Genomic DNA, 11,966 nt, shown 5'->3' with positions numbered 1-11,966 from the left:
CGCAACGCTCTGATCGACAACTTTGTAGTGGCTGTTCGTAAGATCCTTTCGGACAATGATTATTTACGATCGATACTGGCTCGCTTGCTGTCGTGAACTTCACGGGGTCGGATGAGGGCGGCGAGGGAGAGTGGCAGAAGGGTGGCGGGTTCGGGGGTGGGTGCGGCGGCGGGTGCGGACTGGCCGAAGTTGGTGGCGAGGATGGAGAGGTCGATAAGGTCGACGAGGTTGTCGTTGTTGATGTCGGCCTGGTGGTAGCCGGAGGCGGGTCCGCCGAAGTGGGTGGTGAGGATGGCGAAGTCGAGCAGGTCGACGGCGCCGTCGCCGGTGGCGTCGCCTTCGATGGCAGGGAGGATGGTGAGGTGGCCGGTGGTATAGAGGGCGGAGGTGTCGAGGGTGAAGACGAGGTTGGCGGTATCGATGATAATAGTGTCAAAGGTGTTGGTCGGGTCGAGGGGTGTAGACCAGTCGAAGAGAGGCAGAGTCTGGTTGAGGAGGCTGGCGGGATTCAGTTCGGGGTCGAGGGTGAGGCGGAGTTCGCCGGCGAGTTGGGGGGTGAGGTCGGTGTGGAGCGTGGAGGTCCAGGGGTCGTGGTTGAGGCGGAGTTCGAGGGTAGCGGCGGGGTCGATGGTGAAGGCGTCGAGGACGGTGACGGGGAGGCTGTCGTTGCGGACGGTGAGGGTGTCGGCAGGGAGAAGGCTCAGGCCGTTGATGACGCCATCGGGGAGGATGGTGTTGCGGAAAAGGTGCTTGGTGTTTCGTGCTGCCGCAAACTCAATCGTCGTGTGCCGCAGGTCAGCTGCCGAAAAGTCGGTGGATACCAGGCTCGTGCTTGAGAGGTTCGCCGATATGAGCGTTGATTTGACCAAGGATGCAGAGTCGAGATTGCTCCTCCACAGGAAGGCTGAGCTGAGATCTTGTCTTGATAGATCCCAACCAACCATCTGGAATAATCCTAGCCCGATTCCTTGTAGAGACCGATTCTTGTAGCTGTCTGTGTCATAGATCTGCTGCTCGCTGATGTTGGATCCGGTTAAATCGCTGTGGGAGAGCGTTGCGCTCAGGAAGTTGGCGGAGGTGAGGTTGGTCGAAACGAGGCTCGCGGAGGTGAGGCTCTGGCTGGCGAAGTTCCAGCCGGAGAGGTCGCTGAAGGGCAGGCTGACGGCCTGGAGGTCGTGCTGTTTGTAGCTGGCTGTGCTGTAGATCTGGTTGGCTGTGACGGTTCCGATGAGCGTGCCGCCTCCGCCTCGCTGGCCGCCGACTGTCGTTGTAAAGCTTGCGCCACGAATCGTGGCATCGGTCAGATCGGCTTGATCGAGTTCCCCGATGAGGCTGGCCGAGGTCAGGTCGGCCGATGAGAGGTCTGTGGATGTCATGTTTGCCTGGTAGAAGTCGGCGGAGACGAGGTTCTGACTCGACAGATTCCACGTAGAGAGGTCGTTGCTGCTGAGTTCGATCGCGCCGAGGTTTCGTTGTTGGTAACTCGCTGTGGCGTAGAACTGTTCAGCTGTCAGGCCTCTGGCGGTGGTGCCTGAGAATCTGGCGGTGTGGATGTTGGCGTCGGTGAGATCGGCTGATGTGAGGGTGCTGAATCCTAGTTGGGCTGACGTGAGATTGGCTGAGGTGAATTGAGCATGCTCTAGGACGGTTCCGGCGAGGTTGGCTTGTGTGAGGTTGGCCGAACTGAGGTCAGCGGAGGTGAGGTTGCTGTCTCTGAGGTTCGTGGCAATGAGTATGGAAGAAGAAAGGTTTGCAGATTGGAGATAAGACGTTGAGATATAAGCGGAAGAGAGGTCAAGGAGATTCAAATCCCAGCCAACTAAGTTGCTGTAGCTACTGAAACCGATTCTACGCAGGTTTCCTTGTTTGTAGCTAGCGGTGCTGTACAGGTGTTCTGAGGTAAATCCTTGTGCTCTAGCCGTAAAAAAAGCTCCATTGATGATTGAATCGGTGAGGTCGGTGTTGATGAGTGTTGCAGAGACCAGGGAGGCGTCGGTCAGATCAGAGGAGCTGAGATTCGTCGAGGTCAGGTTTGACAATGTAAACGTGGACGCGTTGAGATTGATCGACGAAAGGTCCCAGTTCGTGAGGTCGTTGCTCCTGAAGCTGGTGCGGGGCAGGGACCGTTGGATGTAGCTGGAGGTCGAATAGACTTGCAGTGCTGTGAGCCCCCGGCTGGAGGCAGATTGCAGATTGGCGCCGGCTATCACTGCGTTTGTCAGATTGACCCCGGCGAGGGATGCACGATGCAGATTTGCGGAGGTCAGGTTTGCGCTGGAGAGGTTCGCGGAGTCGAGACTGGCTTGGAGGAACGTCGCCTCCGTGAGGTCGGAGGCGATCAGGGTTGAGGATGCGAGATCTCTTGATTGGAGGTTGGCTCTGAACAGATCGAGGTCGTTGAGGTTGATCTGTGGTCCGGGGGTGAGGGTTTCGGTGCCGGGAATGAGTTGGCTGTTGTCCCAGCGGTAGATCTGGGCGTGGGTGAGGTTTGTGAGGGGTGCGGCCACGGCGGCAAGGGCGGCGGCGATGAGGGTGGCGGTGTTGAAGGGGGAGGTGGGTGAGGCTGGCATGGTGTGTCCTGTCCCGGATAGGACCGCGTTTGAGGAGACCGGAAGGCCTGAATCTTGCTCAAGTTTACCTGCGGGGGGGGGTATGGCTATAGACAAAACGTTTTTTTGAGGGTTCAACTGGGGAAGTTGAGATGGGGTGAGGGATTGTGTTGCTGGGGTCTGAGATTGGGTCGTTAGGTGTGTCCTGACCCCATGCTTGGCGCATGAGGGTCGTCGTTGATGGCCCTGCTTCGCGAGCTTCGCAGGGTTTGCATGCAGCTGAAGGTGCGTGGCACACGGCGTGGGGTGCTAGGGGCTGGGGTTGGTCGATGACTTTACGCGTGAGAGTCTGGCAATCGAGGTCGGCCAGCGGCTTGGTGGCGGCGACGTGGCATCGATCCTGAGCCGAGTGACGTATGAGCGAGAGGCGTTGCCGCAGAAGATTCGGGGCGACAACGGGCCGGAGTTCAGAAGCAAGCGGCTGGATCAGTGGGCCTATGAGCAGGGCGTTCGGTTGGACTTCAGTCGGCCAGGAAAGCCCACCGATAACTGCCTGATCGAGGCATTCAATGGTCGTCTGCGTGCCGAGTGCCTCAACGAGAACTGGTTCCTGTCCCTGCAGGACGCCAAAGAGAAGATCGCATCCTGACGGCAACACTACAATGGGGAGCGTCCCCACAGCGCCTTGGGCAACCTGGCCCCCGAGGAGTTCGCTGAATCAATCGGCCGGGTTAACCCGGCCGATTGATGGCCGAGGCTAGCATCGGGACTGGTATCAAGATGGGGAGAGGCGCAGTCAGCCGGTAGTAAGTGTTACCACTGGCACAAGTACCGGGGGCTGCTCATTCATTTGAGCGTTCAGAAACACACCCCACGAAAGATCAGCCAAGCCATCATGAGCCGCTACGCCCTGCCCAAACTCAACGCTGTCGCACCCGTCGCTCCCAAGACCGCCGTTCTCATCGCCAACGGCGACCTTCGCGCTTCGGCCAATGCCGCCTGCTGGGCCGCCCAGCAGCAACTCGAACAGGACGCCCACGACGCTTTTGATTCCCTTGACTGGAGCCTCCACCGCGCCCACGCTGAGGTCTCATCACCGGAAGGCCCCCATGGCTTCATCGACAGCCAGAAACGTGGGCGTGAAGTCTTCGCAACCATCCATCCCGACGCCCCGCTCGTCGTCGCAGAAGCCGTCTGGCAATACAGCCACCATGTGATCGCTGGACTGCTCCAGCACCGCGGACCCATCCTCATCCTCGCCAACTGGTCAGGCACCTGGCCCGGTCTCGTCGGCGCGCTCAACCTCCGCGGGTCGCTCACCAAAGCCAACCGCGCTCACACCCTTCTGTGGGGTGAAGACTTCACCAATCCCGACTTCCGCGACAAACTCAGGCAGTGGTGTGACACCGCAACCATCGAGCACGACACCTCTCACGTCACACCCCTGAACCCTCAGAAACTCCCCGAACCCGAACGTCAACTCGGTCACGCTCTCGCTCAGCAACTCCAGCACAAACCCGCCATCCTCGGAATTTTCGACGAGGGATGCATGGGCATGTTCAATGCCATTATCCCCGACCACTTACTCAACCCCACGGGCGTCTACAAGGAACGACTCTCTCAATCCGCCCTCTACTACGCCATGACTCAGGTCCCCGATGATCAGGCTCAGACCGTCCGCACCTGGTACGACAACGCTGGCATCACATTCAAAACAGGCACGAACGAAGAAACAGACCTCACCGATGCCCAGATCCTCGACCAGTGCCGCATGTACATCGCCGCCGTCCGACTTGCCGACAATTTCGGCTGCGACGCCATCGGCATCCAGTATCAGCAAGGCCTCAAAGACCTCGCCCCCGCCAGCGACTTGGTCGAAGGCACCCTTAACTGCACCCACCGTCCACCCGTCCACGCTGACGATGGCCGCATCATCTGCGAAGGTCAGGCCATGACTCATTTCAACGAAGTCGATGAGTGCGCCGGACTCGATGGCCTGATCACTCACCGTGTCTGGACCGCTATGGGCATGCTGCCCGACAACACCCTCCACGACCTGCGCTGGGGTGACCCCGACCGCAGCGGGACCACCGAAGAGTACGTATGGGTCTTCGAGATCTCCGGCAGCGTCCCACCCTCTCACTTCGCCAACGGCTGGGCCGACGCTACCAGCGAACGACAGCCCCCCATGTACTTCCGCCTGGGCGGAGGAACCATCAAAGGCGTCTCCAAAGCCGGCGAGTGCGTCTGGTCACGCATCTACATCCAGCACAATACCCTCCACATGGACCTGGGACGCAGCAAGGCCGTTGACCTGCCGATGACCGAGACCCAGCGTCGCTGGGACAGCACAACGCCTCAGTGGCCGATCATGCACGCCGTGACCTACGGTGTCACACGCGACCAAATGATGGCACGCCACCAGGCCAATCACATCCAACTGGTCTACGCCGACGACGCCGATACAGCCAATCGTGCCGCAGCCGCCAAAGCCGCCATGGCCCACCACATGGGAATCAGGGTGCACCTGTGCGGAACCGATCACAACGACACCCCATTGATGCAAGCTCTCGCTCAACTCTGATCCCGCATAGAAGTTTCACCCGCTAGAGCATCACCATGAACGACCACCACTTCATCGGCATCGACGTAGGCACCGGTAGCGCAAGAGCCGCCGTATTCGACGCCCACGGACAACGCCTCGGCATGGCGGTCAACGACATCAAGACCTGGCGACCCCAGCAGGACTTCGTCCAGCAGTCCACCGTCAACATCTGGTCCGCCGTCTGCATGGCTACAAAAAAGGCCGTTGTGGAGGCATCCATCAAGCCAGGTACCGTCCGCGGAATCGGCATCGACGCCACCTGCTCACTCGCCGTCGTGGATCACGCCCGAAACCCTGTCTCCATCGACCCCGATGCCGATCCCCAGCAGGATGTCATCGTCTGGATGGACCATCGCGCCACCCCACAAGCCGATTTCATCAACAGCACCGGCCATGAAGTCCTCCAATACGTCGGCGGGCGAGTCTCTCCCGAGATGCAGATGCCCAAGCTCCTCTGGCTCAAACAGAATATGCCCAAAGCCTGGGCATCAGCCGCCTACTTCTTCGACCTGCCCGACTACCTCACCTGGCGCTGCACCGGATCAACCACTCGCTCTCTCTGTACCACCGTCTGCAAGTGGACCTACCTCGGGCACAAAGCCCTCGAAAACGGCATCGGCTGGCAACGCGACTTCCTCCAGCAAATCGGTCTCCACGACCTCACCGACAACAACCACGCACGCATCGGCACCCACGTCGAACCCATGGGGCAGCCCCTCGCCGATGGGCTGACACAACAAGCCGCTCAAGACCTCGGACTGGAACCCAACACCGCCGTCTCCGTCTCTGTGATCGACGCACACGCCGGCGGTATCGGACTCCTTGGCGGGGATACCTCGCTCAACCAGCAACTCGCTCTCATCGGCGGAACCTCATCCTGCCACATGGCCATCTCCGACCAACCTCGCTTCGTCGAAGGCATCTGGGGGCCGTACTACAGCGCGATGATCCCGCAGATGTGGCTCAACGAAGGCGGGCAGTCTGCAACCGGAGCCCTGATCGACCGCATCGTCTTCGGTCACGCCGCCTCCGCTCAAGCCCAGCAACGCGCAGACCAGAAAAACCAATCGGTCTACGCCTTCCTCAACAACCGTCTCACCGAAATCGCCGCAGATCAACCCATCGACTTTCTCACCCGCGACCTCCACGTCGACCCCGACTTCCACGGCAACCGCTCACCCCACGCCGATCCAACCCTCCGTGGCATCATCACCGGATTACGCTTGGAACAGGACATCGACCAACTCGCCACCCTGTACCTCGCTACCCTCCAAGCCGTCGCCCTCGGCACCCGCCACATCATCGACCGACTTAATCAAGCTGGCTACGCAATCAACACCCTCCGCGTCTGCGGCGGCGGAACAAAAAACCCCGTCTTCCTCCAGCAACACGCCAATGCCACCGGGTGCCGACTCGAACTCCCGGCAGAACCCGAAGCCGTCCTCCTCGGTTCAGCCATCCTCGGATCCGTCGCCGCTGGCACTTACCCGTCAGTCCATGAAGCCATGAATAAGATGACCCAGCCAGGCACCACCATCAACCCGAATCTCGAAACCCAAGCCTTTTATCAAGCAAAATATCAGGTCTTCCACAAACTCCACGAACTCCAGCACGCTGTTCGACAGATCATGAACCCGACCCTTTGAACACCTCACAGACGACCGCTGGAACAACACCCTAGGATTTTCTAGGCCATGAAAGCACTCGTCCAAGAGCCAGATCGGCAACTCAACCTCCGCAATATTGACCTCCCCGACGACAACGCCTCGGTCAGCACGATGTCAGAATCCGCATCCACACCGTCGGCGTCTGCGGGTCCGATGTCCACTACTACCAGCACGGCCGAATCGGCCCCTTCATTGTCAATGCACCGATGATCCTCGCCACGAGGCATCCGCAACCGTCATCGAGGTGGGCGACCAGGTCACAAAACTTGCCGAGGGTCACCGCGTTTGCATGGAGCCGGGCATCCCCAACCCGAACCACAAAGCCTCACGCCTCGGCATCTACAACTCGACCCCGCAGTCAGATTCTGGGCCACGCCACCCATTCACGGTATCCTCCGACCCGAGGTTATCCACCCGGCAACCTTCACCTTCCGACTTCCCGACTACATCTCGATGGCCGAAGGCGCGATGGTTGAACCCCTGCCCGTCGGCATGCACGCAGCCACGAAAGCACGAACGAAGCCCTCCGACATCAACCATGATCTTCATGTCGATCTCATCGACCTCTCACTACTGGCCACCAACTTCGGCACCTCTTCAGCGCCGATCTCGGCACTGGCCAGTTCGGTGTGCCTCCTCGCACTTCTAACATGTCTCAAAATACACCACCCACCCTGAGACCGGTTCTTTATCTATCACCAGTGACTGATCGACTTAGATGATTCTTCGTCAACTTGATCCCGACCAAAACCACAACCCTACCCGCGCGCACAAACACCCGCATTCAGGGGTCCATCAACCACGTTTGATGGACGACCCCACCCCTCAAACCACCCCATCCACGCCGAAAATCACCCTGTTAAAACCATCGTGCGCACAACCCACCCCTTGCCAAAACCACCACAACCCCACCTCAAACACTGAAAACAGACCCCACACCATCAGCTAAGCTCAAAACAACCCCTCAGAACCCGACATCCGCACAAAACCGGCCATGCGCACGCCGACGCAACCTTCTCATCCCTCCGCCAAGCAATCACTCGAGCCTCCCCCGCCCTCCATGCGGCAAAATGGCGAACGCACCAAGCAACACAAACACCTTTCTCTTGCGGTTGGCCCGAAACACCGCATCCTATAGGTGACGGGCAGATACCCGGACACAACCCGAGAGGAGAACGCGATGAAGAGAATCAACGCATTCGTGATCGGTCTGTTCATGGCCGCAGCCGCCGCCAACACGCAAGCCGCCTTCATCATCGAGGTCGATACCGATGGCGCTGACGACGCCGCCGTGACTTACCATCCCAACTTCGCCTTCGCCGGCGACACCACCACCGCCAGCACCAGCAGCGCAGCCCTGGGCGTCCCCGGATTGACCGGCGGTAACTCGATTTTCGGAGGCAACGCCGTCAACGAGCCTGATACCTATGTATTTCGCTACACACCCGGGATCGACGCCGATAACTTCTCGCCCGCGCCCGCAACCCCCATCAACGCAACCGACGCCTTCCGGGGAATCGCAGGCGGGGTCACAGGTAACTACAGAATCTACGCCACATGGCCCTTCACGACAGGCGTCTCCGCCATCCCCACCACCTACACCCTCAACGGCTCAGACAGTTCCTCGATCATCGTGGCCGCTATCAATCAGAACAACCCATCCAACGCCCCGAACTCAGGTTTCGGCAACCAATGGCTGCTCCTCGGCGAGGTCGCATTAACACAAGGCGTCACCTACAAGCTGGTTCAAACCTCCAGCCAAAACACATTTGTCTCAATGAGGGCAGCCGGCATCATGTTCGAGGCACCGGAGCCTGCCTCAGCCGCCCTGCTTCTTGGTATCGGATGCCTGATCACCCGACGCAGACCGGCCTAACCCGCATGTAACACTGTTATAATGATGCCTAGGTCCGAATGAGCACAAGTCTCAGCAGTGGACTCGACCAACCCTCAGGCGCTGCCGTTCCGGAATGCCCATGACTATGATCGACTCCAACTATCACAGGTAAGACGCTACGAGGGCACCTCATCATGATCACGTCGACCTGGCGACCCGCTGAGCGAATGGCCGATGCGGCGGACCAGAGCATCTTCCCAGTCCTCCCCGATCACCTGCTCAAAGTCATCGCTGAGCGTGCCACCTGCACCTGCTTTGATGGTGGTGAGATGATCTTCGCTCAGGGCATGCGCAACGCCCCCTTCTACGTCCTCGAATCAGGACGCGTCGTTTTCTTCGACCGCAATCAGTCCGATCGCGAGACCTACTTCTCCTCCGTGACCAAAGGCATGTTCATCGGCGACCTGTCGATGTTCACAGGCGAACCCACCGTCGCGGAATGTCGCGCGATCGAACCCACCCGCGTCCTCCAACTCAGCATCGAACAACTCCGCGAGCTCGTCCGCGACAACAGCGAAGCTGGCGACCTGGTCCTCCGCACTTTCATGGCTCGACGCGACTGGCTCGAAGGCCAGGGCTACGGGCAAATCCAGATCCTCGGACCCGGCTCATGCCCCGGCACCTACACACTCCGTGAGTTCCTGGGCAGAAACCAGATCCCATTCAACTGGCAGGACCCCGAGACCAACGACGATGCCAAGCTCCTGGTCGATCAGTTCGGGGTAGGCCCACGCGAGTTTCCCGTCCTCGTCCGTGAAGGAACGGTCTACAGAAATCCCGACATCCGCGCCATCGCCCGCTGCATGGGATTGCTACCTGAACTAAGCGACGATATCTACGATCTGGCTGTCATCGGCGCAGGACCAGGTGGACTCGCCGCCGCCGTCTACGGTTCCAGCGAAGGCCTCAACACCGTCGTCATCGACGGCACGGCCCCAGGCGGGCAGGCTGGCACCTCGAGTAAGATCGAGAACTACCTCGGCTTCACCACGGGCATCAGCGGGCGCGACCTCGCCCGCGAAGCCGTCCTCCAGGCCCGCAAGTTCGGTGCCACGCTCTGCAGCCCCGTCCATGTCGAAGACATCGATTGCCGAGGCGCTTACAAGACCATCACGCTTGATGACAACACCAAGGTCCGTGCGCGAGCCGTGATCCTCGCCATGGGGGCCAGGTACCGCACTCTCGGCCTCGACGATTGCTCCAGATTCGAGGGCGTCGGTCTCTACTACGCGGCTGGACACCTCGAAGCCATCCACTGCCGACAACAGCCTGTTGTGGTGGTCGGTGGCGGGAACTCTGCAGGTCAGGCCGCCATCTTCCTTAGCCAACACGCATCAAAAGTCTCCATCGTGATCCGCAGAAGCAGCCTCTCCGCCACGATGTCCAACTACCTCATCCAACGCATCACGCGAGAGCCCAACATCGAGCTGATCACCGACGCACAACTCACCGCTCTGCGTGGCAACGATCACCTGGAACAGATCGAGCTGACCAGCAAGAACAAGACCAGGTCCATCGACTGCGCCGCCCTCTTCGCCATGATCGGAGCCGATCCCCAGACTCAGTGGCTCGACGGCTGCTGCGCCCTGGACGGCAAGGGCTTCATCGTCACCGGACGCGAAGCGGTCGACCACCCGGCACGCCAAGAGCACTGGTTACAAAACGGTCGGGCACCCGAACGTGATTCCGATTACCTCGAAACCACCCGACCCGGCATCTTCGCCGTCGGCGACGTCCGAAGCGGGTCCGTCAAGAGAGTCGCCACCGCCGTGGGTGAAGGCTCTATGGCCATCGCCCTCGTCCATCGCTACCTTGAGGAACAACGAGTCACCACCAACACCTGAGCTACTCAAGCAGCGGTCCTCTGCTCCTGATCTTGCTCAAGCCCATTGAGGCACATACGAATTAAGTCATCACGGTCGATCGGCTTGCTCCCATAGTCCGAGCATCCCGCAGCCAGACAACGATCACGATCCTCAGCCATCGCGTGAGCTGTCAAAGCAAGAATCGGACCACGCCACCCACGATGGCGCAGCGACCACGCCGCCTGATAACCGTCAATCTCAGGCATCTGCATATCAAGAAGTATCAGTTCATGGCCCCCGGGATCAGCGTCCCACGCCTGCAGGACCTCAACACCATTGTTCGTCACCGTGACCTCGGCCCCCGCCTTATGCAAATGGAATGTGATCAGCCGCTGATTATCGAGACCATCCTCAGCCAGCAGAATACGCACACCTTCCAAAGGACAACCCGACAACTCATCCTGCCGCGCAGTGACCTCTGTAGCTTTCCGCTCGCCAGCATTCACGACACCGGTCTCGATGCTGAGTGTAAAGGTGCTCCCAACCCCAGGCGTCGACTCAACCGAAATCCTCCCGCCCAACATCTCCGCCAGCCTGCTTGAGATCTTCAACCCAAGCCCGGTTCCACCAAAACGTCGAGACATCGAATCATCCGCCTGTGAAAAGGCCTCGAAGATTCGCCCGACGTAAGCTTGAGACATCCCGATACCCGTATCACGCACCGCCACACGCAACACGCCCTGCTCGTGCGCTTCCCAGTCCGCACCGATCGTGACGGTCCCCGTCTCGGTGAACTTGATCGCGTTACTCACCAGATTGGCAAGAATCTGACGCAGCCGAGTCGGGTCCGTCTGGATCGTTGACGGCAAATCACCCAACTCAAGCTCAAGCCCAAGCCCCTTCTTCGCCGCATACCCCACCAATAGATCACGCACATCAGTAATCGCCTCCGCCGGACTGATGTCTAGTTTCTCAAGGTTCATCTTGCCCGCCTCGATCTTGGATAGATCGAGAATGTCATTGATCACAGCCAGCAGATGGTCCCCATTCCTCCGAATCGTAGTCACAGCATCCCCGCGCTCCTCTGCGCTCAGCTCGGGCTCATCAAGCAAGGCTGTAAAGCCAAGGATTGCCGTCATCGGCGTGCGGATCTCATGGCTCATGTTCGCCAGGAAGGCGCTCTTCGCCTGGGTCGCCGTCTCCGCGCGGTCCTTTGCCGCACGCAGGTCTTCCTCGGTCTGCCGGCGATGGGTGACGTCATGCGCCAGCAGGACATAGCCGCCATCGTCGGTGCGGTTGAACTGGATCTCGATCGAGCGGTCGCCGATCCGCCGTTCCAGGGTGCCGTCGCGCTGCTGCGCGATGCTGGCGGGAAGGACGCTGTCCGCCCCGGGCGCCAGCATCTCGTCGGGAATCCCCATCAACTGGCCGAACTTGCCGTTT

8 protein-coding genes and 1 pseudogene are annotated in these 11,966 nt (G+C 59.8%); 7 read left to right on the top strand and 2 right to left on the bottom strand.

Translation table 11 applies throughout. The features are described from left to right. Positions 1-59 precede the first annotated feature (59 nt). Positions 60-2,570: a pentapeptide repeat-containing protein gene (locus RIG82_03310; GenBank protein MEQ9459967.1), complete on the bottom strand. Its 2,511-nt coding sequence runs from the start codon at positions 2,568-2,570 to the stop codon at positions 60-62. A gap of 295 nt (positions 2,571-2,865) precedes the next feature. Here RIG82_03310 and RIG82_03305 point away from each other — a divergent pair. The 7 genes and pseudogenes from RIG82_03305 (at position 2,866) to RIG82_03275 (ending at position 10,562) form a co-directional block, all read left to right on the top strand. Continuing rightward, positions 2,866-3,297 (top strand): annotated as a pseudogene (locus tag RIG82_03305) (integrase core domain-containing protein). Positions 3,298-3,444: 147 nt separating this feature from the next. After that, positions 3,445-5,133 carry a fucose isomerase gene (locus RIG82_03300; GenBank protein MEQ9459966.1) on the top strand — a complete coding sequence of 563 codons (1,689 nt, stop codon included), beginning with the start codon at positions 3,445-3,447 and terminating at the stop codon, positions 5,131-5,133. A gap of 35 nt (positions 5,134-5,168) precedes the next feature. Continuing rightward, positions 5,169-6,800 (top strand): FGGY-family carbohydrate kinase, encoded by a 1,632-nt coding sequence (locus RIG82_03295; protein MEQ9459965.1) that lies wholly within the window; start codon positions 5,169-5,171, stop codon positions 6,798-6,800. A 48-nt stretch (positions 6,801-6,848) separates the two neighbouring features. Further along, a complete protein-coding gene (locus RIG82_03290; GenBank protein ID MEQ9459964.1) occupies positions 6,849-7,031 on the top strand; it encodes a hypothetical protein in 183 nt (60 codons plus the stop codon). 75 nt (positions 7,032-7,106) lie between these two features. Continuing rightward, entirely contained in the window at positions 7,107-7,499 is a 393-nt protein-coding gene (locus RIG82_03285) for a hypothetical protein (protein ID MEQ9459963.1), read from the top strand. Positions 7,500-8,001: 502 nt separating this feature from the next. Next, complete coding sequence (locus tag RIG82_03280) at positions 8,002-8,697, top strand: hypothetical protein (protein MEQ9459962.1); 696 nt, start codon at positions 8,002-8,004, stop codon at positions 8,695-8,697. Between the two features lie 155 nt (positions 8,698-8,852). After that, positions 8,853-10,562, top strand: a complete 1,710-nt coding sequence (locus RIG82_03275; GenBank protein MEQ9459961.1) for an FAD-dependent oxidoreductase — start codon at positions 8,853-8,855, stop codon at positions 10,560-10,562. 5 nt (positions 10,563-10,567) lie between these two features. Here RIG82_03275 and RIG82_03270 read toward each other — a convergent pair. Beyond that, a partial coding sequence (locus RIG82_03270; protein ID MEQ9459960.1) for an ATP-binding protein occupies positions 10,568-11,966 on the bottom strand: 1,399 nt, incomplete at its 5' end.

It is taken from the genome of Phycisphaeraceae bacterium (assembly GCA_040222855.1).
Taxonomy (GTDB): Bacteria; Planctomycetota; Phycisphaerae; order Phycisphaerales; family Phycisphaeraceae; genus Mucisphaera.
This window is presented reverse-complemented; position numbering and strand designations above follow the sequence as displayed.

Coding starts and splice junctions, on each gene's coding strand:
- RIG82_03310 (MEQ9459967.1), bottom strand. CDS start 2,570: ATGCCAGCCTCACCCACCTCCCCCTTCAACACCGCCACCCTCATCGCC.
- RIG82_03300 (MEQ9459966.1), top strand. CDS start 3,445: ATGAGCCGCTACGCCCTGCCCAAACTCAACGCTGTCGCACCCGTCGCT.
- RIG82_03295 (MEQ9459965.1), top strand. CDS start 5,169: ATGAACGACCACCACTTCATCGGCATCGACGTAGGCACCGGTAGCGCA.
- RIG82_03290 (MEQ9459964.1), top strand. CDS start 6,849: ATGAAAGCACTCGTCCAAGAGCCAGATCGGCAACTCAACCTCCGCAAT.
- RIG82_03280 (MEQ9459962.1), top strand. CDS start 8,002: ATGAAGAGAATCAACGCATTCGTGATCGGTCTGTTCATGGCCGCAGCC.
- RIG82_03275 (MEQ9459961.1), top strand. CDS start 8,853: ATGATCACGTCGACCTGGCGACCCGCTGAGCGAATGGCCGATGCGGCG.